The organism is Robiginitalea sp. SC105 (assembly GCF_014243345.1).
Lineage (GTDB): Bacteria > Bacteroidota > Bacteroidia > Flavobacteriales > Flavobacteriaceae > Robiginitalea.
Map to the genome: position 1 here is coordinate 1,464,426 of NZ_JACLZF010000002.1, position 18,252 is coordinate 1,482,677.

Sequence of the window (18,252 nt, forward strand, 5' to 3'; positions counted from 1 at the left end):
TTCCCAGTACATTGCGCGAGTTCCCCGGTTTAGGGTCAGTTGAGCAATTCCCGGGCATGGGTCATCGCGGTATCGGTGAGTTGGCTGCCGCCGAGCATCTGGGCGAGTTCCAGGATGCGCTCCTCCTGGGTCAGCAATTTGATCCGGGTATGGGTACGCCCGTCCACATCTTCCTTGTAGACCTTGTACTGCAGGTGACCCTTGGAGGCCACCTGTGGCAGGTGCGTAATGGCAAATACCTGCATATGCCGGCTCATCTGCCGCATAATGTCGCCCATGCGGTTTGATATTTCCCCGGAAACCCCGGTGTCAATCTCGTCGAACATCATGGTGGGCAGTGCCTCGTAGGCGGCCAGTTGTGCCTTGATAGCCAGCATGATCCGGGATAATTCGCCCCCTGAAGCGGTTTTTTTGAGGGAGCCGAAACTCCCCCCTTTGTTGGCCGAGAACAGCAATTCCAGCACGTCTTTGCCGCTGGGGCCAAAGGCATCCCGGGGCAGCAGTTCCCAGGTAAAGGAGGCATTGGGGATGCCCAGTTGCACCAATTCCTTCCGCAGGTCTTCCGTAAACCCAGGGAGCACCCCGGCCCTGCGTTCGTTCAGCTGGGCCGCCAGGTGGTCCAGTTCCTCCTCCATCCGGCCCATCTTTTCTTCCAGGTCCGCAATATCCGTGTCCATCTGGGCCGTATCATGGACTTTCTTCGAAAGGGTTTCGCGGATCTCGAGCAACGCTTCCACGGAATTCACATGGTGTTTTTTCTGAAGGTCGTACAGCTGCCGCAATTTCGCATTCACCTTTTCCAGGGCATCCGGGTCGGGCTGCTGCAACTCCAGCAGCTGCCCCAGTTCCCCGGCGATGTCATCCGCCTCGATGGCAAGGGATTGCACCCGGTCGTGAAGGGCGCCAAACCGGGAACCAAAACCCGAAAGCCGGGACGTGATCTGCCGCAGGCGGGCCTGCATGGCAAGCAATCCGTAGTTTTCCTCCTGCATCAGCTGGTCCGCATTGCCGAGCAGCTCAATAATCTGTTCTGAATTGCTCAGGGTGGCCTGCTGTTCCTCCAACTCTTCCTGCAGTCCGGGCTCCAGTTCTACCTGCCGGAGTTCCTCGAGCAGGAATTCATTGTAGTCCTGTTCCCTGAAAGCCACTTCCCGCTTCCCCTGAAGGTCCGCAAGCCGTTTCTCCGCTTCCAGGTAGGCGAAGCGACGTGCGCGGTAGGTTTCCAACAGGGCCGTGTTGCCGGCCAGGGCGTCCACGACCCGCAATTGAAAATCGCGCTCGGTCAGCTCCAGGGTCTGGTGCTGGGAATGCACGTCGATCAGCCGGTGCCCGAGTTGCTGCATCACATCCAGGGTAACCGGGCTGTCGTTGATAAAGGCCCTGGACTTGCCATTGGGCCTGATTTCCCGCCGGAGCAGGGTCTGGGTTTCGTAATCCAGATCGTTGGCCTCAAAAAAATCCCGCACCCCCGGGTAGGTACCAATGGCAAATTCGGCCTCCACCACGCACTTTTTGTCGGCATCCCTCAGGGCTGTCCTATCGGCCCGGTTCCCCAGAACCAGCCCGAGGCTCTCGAGCAGGATGGATTTGCCGGCACCGGTTTCGCCCGTAATGGTGGTGAGCCCGCCGGAAAAGTCAACCCGCAAGTCGTCGATCAGCGCGTAATTTTTTATGGAAAGTTGGGTAAGCATGCAATCTTTGGATTACTGCCTGTAAAGATAAAGGAATCGGTGCAATCCGCTACCGGTCAATAGGTAATTTGGTTCCAGGTGCTGGCGTAGAAGGGCGCCACCTTGTTGAGGGTTTCCTTGAGCTGGACGATATCCACTTTGGGGCCGTCCGAAAAGATATTCTGGATCTCCTCCGCCTTCGCGTCGAAGAAAGTCTGTATCAGGAAGGCATTCGGCCGCCGCTGGATCAGGGTTTCGAACAGCCTCAGGGAGCCGGCGATAACCTGTTTCCCGGTACTGTTATTGTCCGACATGATATCGAGCCCTTTCCGGTGGTAATTGTAGAGCGCAATCCGGTACTCCCTGAAGGTATTGGACAACAGGTTGTCGACCAGCTGAAAACGGGTGCGGTTATCGGAAGCCGTCTGCCCCCATCCTGGAAAACTGCTGCCCTGCGCCTGGGTCACGATGGCCTGTGCCCTTTTATAGAGCTCGGTGCCCCCCTCCAGCTGGAAGGTATCCGCATCCAGGCCCAGCATGATATAGGCGTAATAAGCCACCACCCCCACCAAGTTGGAATTGAAGTTGTTCTCATTGAAAACCAGTGGCTGAAATTCGATGTATTCAAAATTGAACTGGTCGTCCTTGTAATTGAAAACCGGAGTTTCATAGGAGGCATTGAAAACCGGTCGGGAGGACTGGAGCTGAATAGTCGCCTCGAACCTGTTCGAATCAAAATTGGTAACGGTTATAAACATCCTGCAGTTCAGGCGTTCATTCTCCTTATACACCCGGTTGGTCCACTGGGTCTTGTTGACGAATTCCGTCAGGGATCGCTCCAGGGTCCTGAATATTTGCTGGTTGGTCTGGGAGACCTGGTCCGAATTCACGGTGACCGTGCAATTGAGCTCCTGGGCCGTCGCGCAGAAAACACTCCCCAGGCAGATCAGCCCGCAGAGGATGTTATTTCGAAATGCGTTTGTCAATCTCATGGAGTATGTCCCGTGCGGCCTCGGCCTTGCTTTTAAGTTCAAACGGCGTAATCTGCGAATTCTTGTCTACAAAGCTGACTTTATTGGTGTCCCCCCCGAATCCCGCTCCCGAATCCCGAAGGGAATTCAGGACGATGGCATCCAGGTTCTTCCGCCGGAGTTTTTCCAGGGCATTGGCTGCTTCATTTTCGGTCTCCAGGGCAAACCCCACAATATACTGGTGTTCCCGCTCGCCGGCCAGGGTCCGGATGATATCCGGGTTCCGGACGAGTTTCAGCTCCAGCTCCTCTGCAGCCTTTTTGATTTTCTGGTCCCGGATCTCCGCGGGCCGGTAATCCGAAACTGCAGCCGCCCCGATGACCACATCTGCGGCACCAAAATGGGAGCGCGCTGCATCCAGCATTTCACGGGCGGTCCGAACACGTATGCAGATTACCAGCGGGTGTGCGATCTCCTCCCCGGTGGGGCCCGTGACCAGGGTGACCTTTGCCCCCCGCTCTGCAGCGGCCCGGGCCAGTTCGAACCCCATTTTCCCGCTTGAATGGTTCCCCAGAAACCGCACGGGGTCGATCGGTTCATAAGTAGGCCCTGCGGTGATCAGCACGTGTTTCCCCTTCCAGGGCATCCGGGCCAGCAGGCCCTGCTCCAGCTGCCGGACGATTTCTTCGGGTTCGGCCATGCGCCCCTCGCCTTCCAGGCCGCTTGCGAGTTCTCCTGAAGCCGCCGGGATCAGGATATTTCCAAATCCTTGAAGTTTCTCGATGGATTCACGCGTTGCCGGGTGGCGGTACATGTCCAAATCCATGGCAGGTGCAAAAAACACAGGGCATTTGGCGGAAAAATAACACCCCAGCAACAAGTTGTCGCAGGTGCCCGAGGCCATTTTGGAAAGCGTGTTGGCCGTGGCCGGGGCAATCAGCATCAGGTCGGCCCAGAGGCCCAGTTCCACGTGGTTGTTCCAATCGGTGGTCCCTTCTTCCTCCCGGATAAAAGCAGTGTGTACAGGGTTTCTGGAAAGGGTCGCCAGGGTAAGGGGGGAAACGAAATCGCCGGCGCTTTCGGTCATCACGATACGGACCTCGGCGCCGGCTTTTATCAGCAAACGGGTTAGGAAGGTGGTCTTATACGCCGCAATACCCCCGGTAATGCCCAAAAGGATACGCTTGGAAGCCAGCATGCTACTCCTCGTCTTTCGCCGTGTTCCGGTAGTAGATCTTGTCTTCCAGCCACTCCTCGATAGCGAGTGCATGCGGCTTGGGAAGCTTTTCGTAAAACTTGGAAACCTCTATTTGCTCCTTGTTTTCGAATACCTCTTCGAGGCTGTCGCTGTAGGTGGCAAACTCTTCCAGTTTTTCGAGTAATTCCTTTTTGATCTCGGAATTGATCTGGATGGCTCGTTTGGCCACGATGGAAATCGCTTCGTAGATATTGTCGGTTTTATCGTCAAACTCATTCCGGTTGATGGTGACGGTAGTAACCGGGGCCTGAGAATTTTTAAGGTCGTTCATATTCATTTGGATAAAGTTTCTAACTCTTGTATGTCGGTAATTTCCTCCTGCAGGTCCTCGTACAGTTCCCGCGCATCCTCGGCGTACTGGCTGTCGGAATAATAGCGCATAAATGCGTTATAGGCCGATACCGCATTGTCCAGACGCTCTTTCTTCTTGGAAAACGTACTGTTCTTTGCCAGGGTAGATGCCGCCCGCAACTTGAGGAAGAAGGCTTCTTCCCGGTAAATGGAGCCCGGGTGGTCGGAGATGAAATTATCGAGGGTGGCGATGGCCGAGATATTGTAATCCAGGGTATAGTATTTGCCCAGTTTTACAAACTGCTTGGCAATTTCAAAGGCCTTTTTCTGCTTCTTCCGGGTCAGCTCCTGGGCCATGGCATTCGCCTCTTCCATGAATTCCGATTCCGGGTAGCTGTTAATGAAAACCTGCAGCTTACTAAGCGCCTTGTCAGTATCCGTCTGGTCCAGGGAGTATTTGGGCGAAAGCATGTAATAGCTCTTTGCCCCGAGGAAGGCCGCCTCCGGTGCCTTGTCGCTCTTCGGGTAGGATTTCAGGAAACGTTCGAACTGGTAACCCGCAAAGTTGTAATCCTTTTTTTTGTAGTAGCTGTCCGCCAAGAAAAACATGACCCTTTCGCCCTGGGGTTTCCCCACAAACTGGGGGGCGATCTGTTCCAGCAGGCGGTTGGCCTTTTTAAAGGAACCCTCCTGGTACAGGCGCTCTGCCATTTCGTACTTCCGGTTGATGTCCGGGTCCTTCAGCACTTTCTGGTACTCGCTGCAGGAGACCAGCAACAGCCCGGCCAGCAAAAGAATTCCGAAACTTCTGGTTTTCAAAAACATTTGGCAAAATTAGCGATTTTCCACGACATAGAAAACCGAAAATTACAGCATAAATTGCCCTGGTTTGCAGGGCCTGTTGGATTTAGGCAAATTTTAACGCCTCACACCTGCTCCCGCCTGAAGGTCTTCATGAAGGCCCCGAGGTCCCGGACCAATTCCGCACTGGCCGGCACCAGTGGCAGGCGGACATGGGGTTCGCATATACCGTGCTGCGCCAGCAAGGCTTTCACCCCGGCGGGGTTGCCTTCCCGGAAAATCAGTTCCACCAGGGGCCGCAAGCTTTCCGACAGGCCCGTCGCCTGTTGGGCGTTTCCCTCCAGCGCCTGACGGATCATCCCGGAAAATACCTCGGGAAGGGCCTGGCCCAGTACGGATATCACTCCCGCCCCACCCCAGTTAACGGTGGGCACGGCGGTAAGGTCATCCCCTGAGATCACCAGGAAATCACCCGGCACCACCTGGAGGAGCTCACGAATTTGCGCCTCCTCCCCACAGGCTTCCTTGATACCTGCTATCCTATCACAATCACGAGCCAGACGGGCAACCGTGGCAGGCAGCATATTGCTTCCTGTCCGGGCTGGCACATTATAGAGGATAAGTGGCAGGGGGGTTTGGGCTGCCAGGAATTTAAAATGCTGGTAAATACCCTCCTGGGTGGGCCTGTTGTAATAAGGGGAAACGGAAAGGATGGCGTCATAGCCCTCTAGGTTGGACGTATGCATCTCCCGGGCTACGGCCAGCGTATTATTCCCTCCAATCCCGGCCACCAGTGGGAGCCGGCCGGCATTCTCCTCTGCCACTACCCGGAGGATTTCTTCCTTCTCAAGGGGGGATAGCGTAACGGATTCGGCCGTGGTCCCCAGCACGACCAGGTAATCACAGCCCCCTCCGGTAACGTGCCGGACCAGTTTCCGGAGTGCCGGTACATCGAGGCTGAGATCTTCACGGAATGGGGTCACCAAAGCCACGCCGGTTCCTTTCAGTTCGCTAATCATACCAATTCGTTCAATACTTCCAGATATTTTTTCGTTTCCTTCCTGAACAAACCGAAATCCGCCAGGTCACAGTCAAAAATCAAATCGTTATAAGCCGGGTCCAGTTCCGCAAATCCGATGCGCATCCGCGCCTGCGTCCTCACACTCATCAATTGCATCAACAGGTTCTCTTCCTTGAAATAATTGATCAGGATGTCGTATTCACGGCTCAGGAATTCCAGGGCATAGCTGTTTTCAATTTCACCGTTCCACCCAAGGTCCTTGTCCGAAAACACCGGGGTGGCATAAGGGGAATTCTTGTCGTAATACCGCCTGTATCCAATCACCTTGATTGCATTCGGCCGCAGTCCAAAAGCGTCAATCAATTCAAAAAACACCTCCGCCTTGTCGAACTGGTCGAGATCCACGATCACAGCTATGGCGTTGACCCCGGATTTGCGCTTCGGGGCCGGCCGCGAACGGGACAATTCCTGCCGGAGGTATTTCACGCCGGATTTGTATTTAAATTTGTCTTTGAGACCTTTAAACATGTACCTTTACGCTTTCCGCAAAGGTAGGGAATATACCCGCTTGCACAGCGCAAAGTTACGGGGTCCCGTCTGTTTAAAAATGAAACAATTTGTTTTAATTGTAACAATTAGCCTGCTGGCTTCCTGCCGGCAGGGACCCGTACACCTTTCGGGAATTCGTGCTTCTCAGACCGTTATAGACAGCAGTCTGTCCGTCGACGATTCCCTCGACCTCTTTATCGCCCCCTATCGGGACCACCTGGAAGCCGAGCTGAATGCGCCCCTGGCATATGCCCCGGAGACGCTGCGCAAAAACGATGGCACCCTTACCTCAAGCCTCGGGAACCTCCTTGCCGACCTGGTCCTGGAACAAACCGATTCCCTGCGCGTGCTGCAGGGCAATCCCCCTGTGGATGCCGTGGTGCTCAATGCGGGAGGCATCCGGAACATCATCTCCCGCGGGCCGGTAAGCCAGCGGACCGCTTACGAGGTAATGCCCTTTGAAAACACCATCTTTATCGTCCCCATGCAGGGCGCACCAGTCCGCGAGTTGATTTCCTTCCTCACCGCCAATCGCAAGCCCCATCCCATAGCGGGTCTGGAAATCGTCCTTGCCCCTGACGGCTCCCTGGCGTCGGTGAATATTGGCGGGCAACCTTTTGACGAGGAACGGACCTATTATATCGCCACCTCCAACTACCTGTACGAAGGCGGGGACGACATGGCTTTTTTCCGGCATGGCGGAACCCCGGAAGATACGCGGTATAAGATCCGCAATGCCATGGTGGACTATTTCCGGCGAATCGACACGTTGCGGTCCTCGGCGGATGACCGCTTTTTTCAAATGCCCGAAAGATGAAACGAAGAAATTTCCTGAAAACCGGCGCCTCGGCGGGTGCTGCGCTGGGGCTGGCGGGATTGAACCTGGCGTCCTGTAGCTCATTCGGACGCAAACAAATTACCATCCTCCATACCAACGACGTCCACAGCCATATCGACCCTTTCCCCCCAAACCATGCGGCATTCCCAAACCTGGGAGGTGCGGCCAGGCGGGCCGGCCTGATCGCATCCATCCGGGAGGAAAACCCCAATACCCTCTTGCTGGATGCCGGGGATATCTTCCAGGGCACCCCGTATTTCAACTTTTACGGGGGCGAGCTGGAATTCCGGCTGATGAGCCGGATGAACTACCAGGCGGCCACCCTGGGCAACCACGATTTCGACAACGGGATTGGGGGCCTGATGGCCCAGCTGCCCTATGCGGACTTCCGGTTTGTTTCGGCCAACTATGATTTCAGGAATACGGACCTCCACGGTTATGTCGACCCGTATATGATCCATGAGGTGGATGGGATCCGCGTGGGTATCTTCGGGCTTGGGATTGAACTGGAAGGCCTGGTCCTGCCCGACCTGTACGGGGAAACCAGGTACCTGGACCCGGTGGAACAGGCGCTGGACACGGCGCGAATCCTGCGGGAGGAAGCGGCATGCAACCTGGTGGTGTGCCTGTCGCACCTGGGCTACCGGTATGAAGACCCAACCCGGGTCAGCGATGTGGTCCTGGCGCGCAGGACCGAGGGGATCGACCTGATAATCGGCGGGCATACGCACACCTTTATGGAAACTGCCCAGGCCCTTACCAACCGGGCGGGTGGCAAGGTACTCATCAACCAGGTGGGGTGCTTTGGGATCAACCTAGGGCGCGTCGACTTCTTCCTGGAGCCTGGCGGCGCCAAAGAGGGCTCCGGCGTTTCGATTTCCGTTTAGCGCGTTCCGGGCACAACTTTCTATTTTATTTTGGATTCCCCTTGCCTGTATCCACTGCCCGCATCCACCTAAAAAGGGCATTTCACCCGGTTTTGCAGACGGAAATTAAAAATAGATCGGGCCGCTGCCCAGGTACTTTTCGGCAATGGGCTCATAGTGCTCCCGGATCTCCTCCAGGGAATAGGTTTTGGTGCTCTTGGTATAGAGGTCGTATTTGTTGAAATCGCGGATCCATTCCAGGTACTGCTGGTCTCGGGGTGCCAGCAACCGGCTATAGCTGCCCCCGGTATGCCAGGGGTAAAAGGAGTGGTACCGGATCATCACCATCCCGGCTTCGGGAATCCGGTTTGTCGCGTGGTTGGAAAGTACCTGAAAGAGGTATTCGTCATGGCCCCAGGCCAGCATAAGGGCATCCAGGCCGCACTCTTCGCTGTAGATTCCCGTTTCCGTGTTGTATTCCGGGTTTTCCATATCCGGGTTCAGCCGGTTGAATTCCGGGTAGACGCAGGTGTCGGGCAGGGCGCACCCCACAGCAAAGACATCCCCTACCATCCCCCACTGCTCGTCCTGGCTGGTCCCGTCAGCATCGCTCCCCCAAAGGTAAAGGACCTTTCCGAGGTCGTGGATCAGCCCCACGAGCTGCATCCAGTCGGGGCGGCCATCCTCCCGGATCGCTTCCGCGCTCTGGATCAGGTGCTGGACGTTGGGCAGGTCCAGGTCCGGATCGCTGACATCTATCAGGTCGTCCAGGGATGCCATGGCCTCCCAGAGCCCCAGGGGCTTGTCGTAAGTCAGGTACTTGCGCTGCATCCGCCCCACATATTCGTAGGTTTGGTTGGCGCGCATTTTCCGGTAATGCTCCCTAACGGCCGCCTTGACATCCGCTGCATCGTAATTTCTAAATACTTTTTCCATCTCAGACATTTCCAAGCAAAAGGTACAAAATAATGGTAAATGTTACCAGGAAGATGCTGAACGGGCGCGCGTACTTCCAGGGTGCCAGGGATACCTTCCCCGCGTCGGCCATGACGAAGGTGTGCCGGGGTTTCCTGTAAGCGGATACCAGGAGCATCACCCCCATGTTCAGGACAAACTCAATCCCCCAGATGTGTACAAAGTGCAGGTCGGCCTCGAAGACAAAATACACCAGGATATAAAACAACAGGCCGAAGCCGAGTCCGGCCTTGGCCCCGGCCGCCGAAACGCGCGGCAACAGGAAACCCGCCAGGATCACGCTGGCTATGGGGATAAAGAAGATGCCGTTGAGCTGCTGCAGGAGCTGGTAGAGGCCTTCAGGTGCATCCCCCACATAAGGCGCGATCCCAATGGCAAATACCGCAAGCAGGGCGGAGGTCATCCTGCCCATCCTTACCAGGCGCTTTTCGGGGGCCTGCCGGTTGAAGTACCGCTTGTAGATCCCGAGGCTGAACAAGGTAGCCGCACTGTTGAGCGCACTGTTGAATGTTGTGAGGACGGCCCCCATCATTACCGCCACAAAGAACCCGGTCAGCCAGGGGGGCAATACTTTCTTCACGAGTTCGGGGTATACCCGGTCCGGCTGGTCAAAGAATGTCTCCCCGAAATAATAGAAGCCGATCAAACCCGGCAGGACAATCACGATGGGGATCAGTATTTTCAAGAGCCCGGTAAACAACAACCCTTTCTGGGCTTCTTTCAGGCTGACGGCCCCCAGGGCCCGCTGCACGATGGACTGGTGCATGGTCCAGAAATACAGCTGGTTGATAATCAACCCCGTGAAAAGGACCTCAAAGGGCAGGATGGCCGATCGGGAACCCGGCCCGAAACCCGGCTCGTCGCTGATGACGTTGAATTTGGAAGGGGCGTGCTCAAAAACGGCCTCCAGGCCCGCAACCGGGTCGCCCCCGCCAATACTCACCAGGGCCAGGATGGGCACCAGCAGGCCCGCTACCAGCAGGCCGAAACCGTTGATGGTATCCGTATAGGCAACCATTTTCAGCCCCCCGAAAACGGCATAGGCGGCCCCCAGCCCGCCCACGGCGAGGATACTGATCCATACCCCCTGTTCCCGGCTCACCCCCATAAGGGAAGACAAATCGAACAGGGCTTCCAGGTTCAGTGCCCCGGTATATAACACGATGGGCAACAGGGTTGCCACAAAGGAGAGGATCAGGAGCAGGGCCACCAGGGTGCGCGTCAGTCCGTCGAAGCGCTTTTCCAGGAATTCCGGGATGGTGGTCAGCCCCATTTTCAGGTAACGGGGCACAAAATAGAGGGCCGCTGCCACCAGCGCTAGGGCGGAGGTAACCTCCCAGGCGATGATGATGGCCCCGTTCTTATAGGAGGAACCGTTCATCCCCACCAGGTGTTCAGTGGATATATTGGTCAGCAGCAGGGATCCCGCAATGACCACCCCGGTCAGGGACCGCCCCCCCAGGAAATAACCATCCTGGGTGTTCAGGGTGTCCTTGCGCAGGCGCCAGGTGGCAAAGAAGGCCACAAAACCCGTAAACAGCAAAAAGCTCAGCAGCGTCATCTGGGCTAATTTAAGGATTTGGCGGGAACGCCGGGAACCGGTATGGAGGAGCGCGGTATCGCCGGGTGAGCCGCTCTTAAAGCCTGCGGGCCTACCCGCTAAACCAGCTCGTCATCGGCTCAAACCCGTGGTTCCGCAGGCTGGTCATTTTCTGCCGGGTGGCCCGGCCTCAGCCCTCGAGGACATGGTCGACGATTTCACGGAATTCGATTTCCAGGGACTTTTCGGGAAAAGGCCGGCCGGCGCGCTTGTACCAGTAGCCCGCATTCCACTGGTCCCCTTCCCTGCGGTGCAGGTAGGCGTGGATCCAGTAACCCAGTGGGGTTTCCAGCCCCTCTGCGATATCGTGGGAAGCCTGCCAGTCTCCACGCCCTTCGTGCCAAAGCGCCTTGAGTCCTTCCGGCCAGCCCGGATCAGGTGCGTCCAGTTCAAATGTTGCCACAAAGTTTTCATGGTTTTCAGGAAGGTGCATGCGGTGATTTTTAGGGATTATTGCCTTTTTGTTCGCCTAGGGTTACGGGTCATTTCCCCAACAGGTTTAAAAACGTCGTTTCAGAAATAATCGCCACCCCGTTTTTTTCCGCTTTTTCGCGTTTGCTCGGCCCCATGTTGTCGCCGGCTACCAGATACGTGGTCTTGGCGGATACGGAGGAGGTTACCTTACCGCCGTTATCCTCTATCAGTTTTTTCAGCTCGTTTCGGCCAAGGCTTTCAAACACCCCGGATACTACGAACGTCTTCCCTTTGAAAAGGTCCGTTTGTCCTTCGAGTTGCTCCTCGCTCAGGGAGAACTGCAAACCGTAACCCCGTAAACGCTCCACCAGTTCGCGGTTTACCGGGTTGGCGAAAAAATCGGTCACGCTTTCGGCTATTCGCTCCCCGATCTCGTCCACTTCCTGAAGCTGCTCCTTGCCGGCTGCCATCAGCGCATCGATGTTTTTGTAGGCCCTGGCCAGTTTTTTGGCCACCGTCTCCCCCACATAACGGATCCCCAGCGCAAAAAGGACCCTTTCGAAAGGGACTTCCCGGGAGGCAGCCACCCCGGCCACCAGGTTGGATGCCGACTTTTCGGCCATTCGCTCCAGGGGAAGCAGGTCTTCCCGGGTCAGCGTGTAGAGGTCGGCGTAATTCCCGATCAGGCCCTGCTGGAACAGCAGTTCAACCGTTTCGCTGCCCAGACCTTCGATATCCATGGCCTTCCGGGATATGAAATGCTGGATCCTCCCGGTGATCTGGGGCGGGCAACCCGTATCGTTCGGGCAGAAATGCTGGGCCTCTCCGGGTTTGCGAACCAGGGGCGTCCCGCATTCGGGGCAGGCATCGATATACCGGGTAGGCTCGCTGTCCCCGGGCCGCTGGGTGAAGTCCACCCCGGTAATTTTCGGGATGATTTCCCCTCCCTTTTCCACAAAGACCATATCCCCCTTCCGCACGTCCAGCTTGGCAATCTGGTCGGCATTGTGGAGGGAAGCCCGTTTGACGGTGGTCCCTGCCAGCAATACAGGCTCCAGGTTGGCAACCGGGGTGATGGCCCCGGTCCGCCCGACCTGGTAAGTTATCTTGTTCAGCCTGGTGACGGCCTGTTCCGATTTGAACTTGTAGGCCATGGCCCATCGGGGGGATTTGGCCGTGTACCCAAGTTCCTCCTGCTGTTGCAGGCTGTTCACCTTCACCACCACCCCGTCCGTTTCATAGGGCAGGTCCAGGCGATGGGTGTCCCAGTATTCCAGGAATTCCAGCACCTGGTCGATATTCTGGCAGAGACGTGCGGTTTCCGGCACCTTGAACCCCATTTTACGGGCCCTGGCAAGCAATTCAAAATGGGTTTCGGCCCCCAGGCCCTTCCCCACCATTCCATAGAGCAGGCAATCCAGCGGCCGTTCGGCCACCAGGCTGCTGTCCTGCAGCTTCAGGCTGCCCGAAGCCGTATTCCGGGGGTTCATATAAGGGTCATCCCCATTCTCGATCCGTTCCCGGTTCATCCGGGCAAAACCTTCGAGGGGCAGGATGATTTCCCCGCGGATATCAAACCGGTCCGGATAATCCCCCTGCAGCCGGAGCGGAACGGAACGGATGGTTTTCACATTGGCTGTCACGTCATCTCCGTGGGTGCCGTCGCCCCGGGTTACCGCCCGGGCCAGGATCCCGTCCTGGTAGGTCAGGCTGATGGAGGCCCCATCGTATTTCAGCTCGCAGGTAAAGGCAACGGGGACATCCCCGAGCAACCGCTGGATCCGTTTTTCCCAATCCCGCAGTTCGTCCACAGAGTAGGAGTTATCCAGGGAATACATCGGGAAGTCGTGGGCAACGGTTTCAAAATTCTTGGTTACCTCCCCGCCCACCCTGAGCGTTGGCGAGGTCGGGTCGTAAAATTCCGGGTACTCCCGCTCGAGCTGCTGGAGCTGCTTCAGTTTCATGTCGAACTCGTAATCGCTGATCACGGGCTGGTCCAGCACATAATACCGGTAATTGTGGTCCCGGAGTTCCTCCCGGAGGTCCCGTATTCGCTTTTCTGCCTCACTCATGGTTTCGGTATGGGTTTGCGACCGCAGATAAACCGGTCCTTGCCAAAAATATCCTTTTTCAATAAAACGGCTTCATAGCCCGCCTTGCAGAAGAGAGTTTCCGTTTCCTGCCCGAATGCTTCGTGAATTTCCACATACAACCAGCCCCCTGCCGTTAAATACCTTTGGCCGAATGCTGCGATCCGGCGATAGAAGATCAGGGGGTCGGCATCCGGGGCAAACAAGGCCTCATGGGGTTCCTGGTCGCGGACATGTGCATGCAAGCCTGCGGCATGGCTCCGGGGAATGTAGGGCGGGTTGGATACCATCAGGTCGTAAAGGGGCCAATCACCTTTGGGTGCCAGTATATTCTCCCTGCGAAAGGCTACCTGCAGCCCGAGTCGCTCCACATTCTCCCCGGCGGTTTTGAGTGCCTCCGCCGAAATATCGATACCGGTAACCGAGGTGCCGGGGAGGTTTCTGGCCAGCCCCAGGGCAATACAGCCGCTGCCGGTCCCGATATCCAGCACCCTGCCGCCATCCAGGTCTCCTGCATGCCGTTCCAGGATCCACCGGACCAGTTCTTCCGTTTCAGGACGGGGGATGAGCACGCCGGGGTCCACCGACAGGTCCATACCCATAAAGGAAACCGTTCCGGTAATGTACTGCAGGGGTTTTCCCCCAACCAGCTCGGAAAGTGCATGGAACAACGGCTGTTCTTCCTCCTGGGTGAGTTGTTTCCGGGGTTCCAGGCCAAGGATAAACCGGGGGATCTGCAGGTAATGGTCGAGCAACCGGTAGAACAGGGCGTCGATTTCCTCCACCGGATACCGGGGTTCGAGCTCCTTCCTGAAGAGGTCGCGTATGTCGCGGAGCAGCATGGACTCAGAGGGTTTTGCGCATCCATACCTGGCAGGCCGTATGCCCGGTACACCCCACGGGGCGTTCCAGGTCCGCAAACCCATAACTCCGGTAGAGGGCAAGGGCGGCTTCCATATAGGGCATGGTTTCCAGGTAACAGGAGGTATAGCCCAATTCCCGGGCCGTCTCCAGCGCCAGTTTCAACAGGGCCCTTCCGTAACCCATGCCGCGCAATTCCTCCCGGAAGTACATCTTCTGCAACTCGCAGGTCCCGGCATCCCCTCCCTGCAGTGGCGCAATCCCCCCGCCTCCCCAGACCTGTTCCTGGTCCGCGACCACCCAGAAAGCGCTGTCGGGTCGCTGGTAGGTCAGGAACATCCGGTCCAGAGACGGATCGGCCAGGGCGGTACCCTCACAGGGGGCTCCGGTACCCGGGAGCACCTCCCGGATAAGGGCCGCCAGCTGGGCATCGTCACCCGGCTGTATCCTCCGTATTTGCAGGGCCTCTTTATTCATTTCCAATGTGCTATTTTTGTCGGGTGAAGATACAGGAAAAATACATTTTGCGTTGTATCCAGATTGCGAAAAACGCCCTGGGCCGGGCTGCCCCGAACCCAATGGTCGGGGCCCTGATCGTGTACCATGGCCGGGTCATCGGGGCGGGTTATACGAGCCCTTTCGGCGGACCACATGCGGAGGTCAACGCCATCCGCAGTGTCCGGGACCCCGGCCAGCTCCGGGATTCGACCCTCTATGTTACCCTTGAGCCCTGTTGCCACCATGGGAAAACACCACCCTGCACCGACCTCATTCTCGAATCCGGCATCCCCAGGGTAGTGGTGGGCATACCTGACCCGCATGACAAAGTCGGTGGAAAGGGCATCGCCCGTTTGCGGGAGGCCGGCTGCGAAGTAATTCTCGGCCCCGGGGAGGCGGCCTGCCGGGAACACCACCGGCGGTTCCTCACTTTCCATGAAAAAAAACGCCCCTACCTGATCCTCAAATGGGCCCAGAGCCCGGATGGATTCCTCGCCCCGGTCCCGGCTGTCCGGGCGGCATCCCCCTCCCCCCATTGGATCACCGGGCGGGAATCCCGCCAGCTGGTCCACAAATGGCGTACCCAGGAAGCTGCCATCCTGGTGGGTTGGCGGACTGCCGCAGCCGACAACCCACGGCTCACCAGCCGCTCATGGGCAGGCCAGAACCCGCTTCGGATCCTGCTGGATCCGGGAAAAAAAACACCTCCTGCCTCCCACCTGCTGGATGGGAAGGTGCCTACTCTAAGGGTAGTGAATGAAGCCCCTTCGGCAGATCCGGTTCCTGCAGTGGAATACCTGGTGATTGCACCCGGGGACAGGTTCCTCGGAAGGTTGAGCAAGGAACTCTTCAACCGGGGGGTACTGAGCCTGATCGTCGAGGGAGGGGCCCATACCCTGAATTCCTTCCTGGACGAAGGCCTCTGGGACGAAGCCCGGGTATTTACTGGTCCGGCACCGCTCGGAGATGGCCTGCGGGCGCCTCAAATAACCGGGAGACTCATGGAATCGACCAAATCCGGCGGGGACCGGCTCGACATCTGGAGAAATGGTTAAAAATCTGATATTCGATTTCGGGGATGTCGTCATCGACCTGAACTGGAAGGCCATTTACGGGGCGATCAGCGCCTACGGGATTTCCCCTGAGCATCCCGCCTTGCGGGCGGCCAGCCGGGAATATGAAACCGGGCAGATCGATACCGACACTTTTCTGTTACGCCTGTCGCAATTGTTTGGCAATACAGACCGGGAAACCATCACCCGGCACTGGAATTCCCTGATCGGGCCGTTGCCAGAAGGGCGCCTGGAGTTCCTGGAACAACTCAGGGATTCGAATCGCTACCGGATGTTCCTGCTGAGCAATACAAATGCGCTCCATATGGAATTTGTCGCCCGGGAACTCGGCCCGGCGGGGTACAATAGGCTCAAAGCCTGTTTCGAAGGCTTTTACCTCTCCTACGAACTGGGCCTGCGGAAACCGGACCCAGAAATATTTGAATATGTCCTTCGGGAAAACAGGCTGCAGCCCACCGAAACCCTGTTTATCGATGACACCCTGGAACATACCCTGGGGGCTGCCTCTACGGGGATTGCCACCTGGCACCTGCAGCCGGGCAAAGAGGATGTAAGGGAACTCCTTAATCGCATCTGATATGTGGGATCTGATAGGCAGTGTAGCGTCCTCCAGCCTGATCTTTGTGGTTTTTAAGTTGTACAGCCGCTTCCGGGTGGCAACCTTTTATGCCATCATCGGAAATTACTTTACCGCATTTTTGGTGGGCATACTGTTTTTCCCGAGGAGCGTACCCCTCGCCCAGCTGCCGGCGAAGCCCTGGTTCCTTCCGGCGGTATCCCTCGGGCTGCTGTTTATTCTGATTTTCAACCTGATGGCGCGGACGTCCCAGCAGCTGGGTGTTTCCGTCGCATCGGTGGCCACTAAAATGTCCCTGGTAATCCCGGTAATTGCCGGGATGGTTTTGTACGGCGAAAAACTTGGTGCATTCCGGGTTTTCGGCATTGCCCTGGCGCTGGTCGCCGTTTACCTGGCTTCTGTAAAGGCGCACCGGGTGTCCTGGAACCCGCGCCTTCTCTACCTGCCTGGCCTGGTGTTCCTGGGGTCAGGGATCATCGATACCAGCATTAAATACCTGGAGGAAAACCATATCCCCGATTCGGAATACCCCCTGTTTTCGGCCTGTGTTTTTGGCGCAGCAGGGACCACAGGTGCGGTGATCACGTTGTTCCGGACCCCGCAGGCGCTCTTTGCCTGGCGCCCGAAGAACCTCCTGGGTGGAGTGGCGCTGGGCATCCCCAATTTTTTTTCGGTGTTCTTCCTTCTCAGGGCGCTGCAGTTCCCGGGACTGAACAGCGCATCCATTTTTACCCTGAACAATGTGGGGATCGTACTGCTCACAACCCTGCTCGGCATTGCCCTTTTTGAAGAGAAACTCGCTGCCCGGAACTGGCTGGGAGTCATCCTGGCCGTGGTAAGCATCGCGATCATCAGTTTGTAACCCATGGAAAGCGGGGGAAAAACGTTCCGGACACTGACAGCGCCTTCAGGGCCCGTGGAATTCAGGGAGCGGAAGAGCAAGTTCCTGGGGGTTGCCTATCCGGTGGACAGTACGGAACAGGCCCGCGAACAGGTTGCCGCCTTGTGGCAGGAATTCCCGGATGCCACGCACATCTGCTATGCCTACCGGATCGGGTCCGACCTGCCCGAAATCCGCATGAATGACGACGGGGAACCCTCCCATTCGGCCGGTGCACCTATTTTTGGGCAGATAGAATCCTTTGATCTCATGGATGTATTGGTTTGCGTTATCCGGTACTATGGGGGCACCAAGCTGGGGGTTGGCGGCCTGATCCAGGCGTACCGGGATGCTGCCAGGAGGTGTCTGGAGCACGGGCGGATTGTCACCAGGATACCGAAAGCGGTCCTCAGCCTCGGTTTTACCTATGCAGATCTGGATGCCGTGCTCCGCATCATTGACCAGAACCGGTTCAACGTAGTCCGCAGGGAAATGGCCCTCAGTTGCCGGATCGACCTGGAGGTCCCCGTGGAAGAGACGGAAAGGGTGCGGAATGCCTTTGGTCCGGTTCCCGGGGTGACCATCAATGACAAAGGTTAAACAAAAGGGCAGGTCAGACGAGTTTTTCCATCAGGTAGGCCGGACAACGGATAGGTTTTCGGGTAGCGGTATCGAGGAAGGCCAATTCGGTCTCGGCAAGGGCCAGAATTTCCCCCTTTTCGGAACGGATTTCGTACTCAAAATGGATACGAACGGTAGGTATATTTTTCAGTCTGGTTACCACCGTAATGAGATCGTCATAAACGGCCGGTTTTTTATATTTGACCGCTAGGGAAATTACCGGCAACATACAGCCGTTTTTTTCCATGTCCTTGTAAGAAATTCCTAGGGACCTCAGCCACTCAACCCGTCCCATTTCCATATATTGCGGGTAATTCCCGTGATAGACGATTCCCATCTGATCGGTTTCGCCATATCGGACGCGGAAAGAAATCTGGTGTTCCTGCATAAAAGTCCGG

Annotated in this window: 20 protein-coding genes; 6 read left to right on the top strand and 14 right to left on the bottom strand. The window is 56.8% G+C overall.

Going from position 1 to position 18,252, the window contains the following annotated elements:
• Positions 1-35: 35 nt before the first annotated feature.
• The 7 genes from recN to H7F20_RS15615 all read right to left on the bottom strand — a co-directional run bounded on the left by recN (position 36) and on the right by H7F20_RS15615 (position 6,498).
• Complete coding sequence (gene recN, locus H7F20_RS15585; RefSeq protein WP_185787088.1) at positions 36-1,691, bottom strand: DNA repair protein RecN; 1,656 nt, start codon at positions 1,689-1,691, stop codon at positions 36-38.
• A gap of 56 nt (positions 1,692-1,747) precedes the next feature.
• Positions 1,748-2,656 carry a DUF4835 family protein gene (locus H7F20_RS15590; protein ID WP_370588519.1) on the bottom strand — a complete coding sequence of 303 codons (909 nt, stop codon included), beginning with the start codon at positions 2,654-2,656 and terminating at the stop codon, positions 1,748-1,750.
• Entirely contained in the window at positions 2,634-3,839 is a 1,206-nt protein-coding gene (gene coaBC / locus H7F20_RS15595; RefSeq protein ID WP_185787090.1) for a bifunctional phosphopantothenoylcysteine decarboxylase/phosphopantothenate--cysteine ligase CoaBC, read from the bottom strand. Before coaBC ends, H7F20_RS15590 begins: the two co-directional genes overlap by 23 nt.
• Position 3,840: 1 nt before the next feature.
• Positions 3,841-4,170, bottom strand: a complete 330-nt coding sequence (locus H7F20_RS15600; protein ID WP_255444125.1) for a DNA-directed RNA polymerase subunit omega — start codon at positions 4,168-4,170, stop codon at positions 3,841-3,843.
• Between the two features lie 2 nt (positions 4,171-4,172).
• Positions 4,173-5,015 (bottom strand): outer membrane protein assembly factor BamD, encoded by an 843-nt coding sequence (locus tag H7F20_RS15605; protein WP_185787092.1) that lies wholly within the window; start codon positions 5,013-5,015, stop codon positions 4,173-4,175.
• Between the two features lie 101 nt (positions 5,016-5,116).
• Positions 5,117-6,010 (bottom strand): 4-hydroxy-tetrahydrodipicolinate synthase, encoded by an 894-nt coding sequence (dapA, locus tag H7F20_RS15610; RefSeq protein ID WP_185787093.1) that lies wholly within the window; start codon positions 6,008-6,010, stop codon positions 5,117-5,119.
• On the bottom strand, positions 6,007-6,498 hold the full coding sequence (locus H7F20_RS15615) for a hypothetical protein (protein WP_370588520.1): 492 nt from the start codon (positions 6,496-6,498) through the stop codon (positions 6,007-6,009). The genes dapA and H7F20_RS15615 overlap by 4 nt, the downstream gene beginning before the upstream one ends.
• Before the next feature lie 121 nt (positions 6,499-6,619).
• Here H7F20_RS15615 and H7F20_RS15620 point away from each other — a divergent pair, with 121 nt between their 5' ends.
• Positions 6,620-7,378 carry a 5'-nucleotidase C-terminal domain-containing protein gene (locus H7F20_RS15620; protein ID WP_255444126.1) on the top strand — a complete coding sequence of 253 codons (759 nt, stop codon included), beginning with the start codon at positions 6,620-6,622 and terminating at the stop codon, positions 7,376-7,378.
• A complete protein-coding gene (locus H7F20_RS15625; RefSeq protein ID WP_185787095.1) occupies positions 7,375-8,286 on the top strand; it encodes a bifunctional UDP-sugar hydrolase/5'-nucleotidase in 912 nt (303 codons plus the stop codon). Before H7F20_RS15620 ends, H7F20_RS15625 begins: the two co-directional genes overlap by 4 nt.
• Before the next feature lie 105 nt (positions 8,287-8,391).
• Here H7F20_RS15625 and H7F20_RS15630 read toward each other — a convergent pair whose 3' ends face one another.
• The 6 genes from H7F20_RS15630 to H7F20_RS15655 form a co-directional block, all read right to left on the bottom strand.
• Positions 8,392-9,201, bottom strand: a complete 810-nt coding sequence (locus H7F20_RS15630; RefSeq protein WP_255444127.1) for an inositol oxygenase — start codon at positions 9,199-9,201, stop codon at positions 8,392-8,394.
• A 1-nt stretch (position 9,202) separates the two neighbouring features.
• Complete coding sequence (locus H7F20_RS15635; RefSeq protein WP_185787097.1) at positions 9,203-10,801, bottom strand: solute:sodium symporter family transporter; 1,599 nt, start codon at positions 10,799-10,801, stop codon at positions 9,203-9,205.
• A gap of 169 nt (positions 10,802-10,970) precedes the next feature.
• Positions 10,971-11,273, bottom strand: coding sequence for a hypothetical protein (locus H7F20_RS15640; RefSeq protein WP_185787098.1), 303 nt, complete (start codon positions 11,271-11,273; stop codon positions 10,971-10,973).
• Positions 11,274-11,322: 49 nt separating this feature from the next.
• Positions 11,323-13,326 (bottom strand): NAD-dependent DNA ligase LigA, encoded by a 2,004-nt coding sequence (gene ligA, locus H7F20_RS15645; protein ID WP_185787099.1) that lies wholly within the window; start codon positions 13,324-13,326, stop codon positions 11,323-11,325.
• Entirely contained in the window at positions 13,323-14,186 is an 864-nt protein-coding gene (gene prmC, locus H7F20_RS15650) for a peptide chain release factor N(5)-glutamine methyltransferase (RefSeq protein ID WP_185787100.1), read from the bottom strand. Before prmC ends, ligA begins: the two co-directional genes overlap by 4 nt.
• A 4-nt stretch (positions 14,187-14,190) precedes the next feature.
• Positions 14,191-14,682 (bottom strand): GNAT family N-acetyltransferase, encoded by a 492-nt coding sequence (locus H7F20_RS15655; RefSeq protein ID WP_185787101.1) that lies wholly within the window; start codon positions 14,680-14,682, stop codon positions 14,191-14,193.
• Positions 14,683-14,687: 5 nt separating this feature from the next.
• Between H7F20_RS15655 and ribD the strand changes: the two genes are divergently transcribed.
• Genes ribD through H7F20_RS15675 form a run of 4 tightly spaced genes read left to right on the top strand, consistent with a single transcriptional unit; the run spans position 14,688 to position 17,833 of the window.
• Positions 14,688-15,758 carry a bifunctional diaminohydroxyphosphoribosylaminopyrimidine deaminase/5-amino-6-(5-phosphoribosylamino)uracil reductase RibD gene (ribD, locus tag H7F20_RS15660; protein ID WP_221898788.1) on the top strand — a complete coding sequence of 357 codons (1,071 nt, stop codon included), beginning with the start codon at positions 14,688-14,690 and terminating at the stop codon, positions 15,756-15,758.
• Positions 15,751-16,353, top strand: a complete 603-nt coding sequence (locus tag H7F20_RS15665) for an HAD family phosphatase (protein WP_185787102.1) — start codon at positions 15,751-15,753, stop codon at positions 16,351-16,353. The genes ribD and H7F20_RS15665 overlap by 8 nt, the downstream gene beginning before the upstream one ends.
• Before the next feature lies 1 nt (position 16,354).
• Positions 16,355-17,215 carry a DMT family transporter gene (locus H7F20_RS15670; RefSeq protein ID WP_185787103.1) on the top strand — a complete coding sequence of 287 codons (861 nt, stop codon included), beginning with the start codon at positions 16,355-16,357 and terminating at the stop codon, positions 17,213-17,215.
• A 3-nt stretch (positions 17,216-17,218) separates the two neighbouring features.
• Complete coding sequence (locus H7F20_RS15675; protein ID WP_185787104.1) at positions 17,219-17,833, top strand: YigZ family protein; 615 nt, start codon at positions 17,219-17,221, stop codon at positions 17,831-17,833.
• Positions 17,834-17,846: 13 nt separating this feature from the next.
• Here the strand turns inward: H7F20_RS15675 and H7F20_RS15680 are convergent, their stop codons facing one another.
• Positions 17,847-18,242 (bottom strand): thioesterase family protein, encoded by a 396-nt coding sequence (locus tag H7F20_RS15680; RefSeq protein ID WP_185787105.1) that lies wholly within the window; start codon positions 18,240-18,242, stop codon positions 17,847-17,849.
• Positions 18,243-18,252 lie beyond the last annotated feature (10 nt).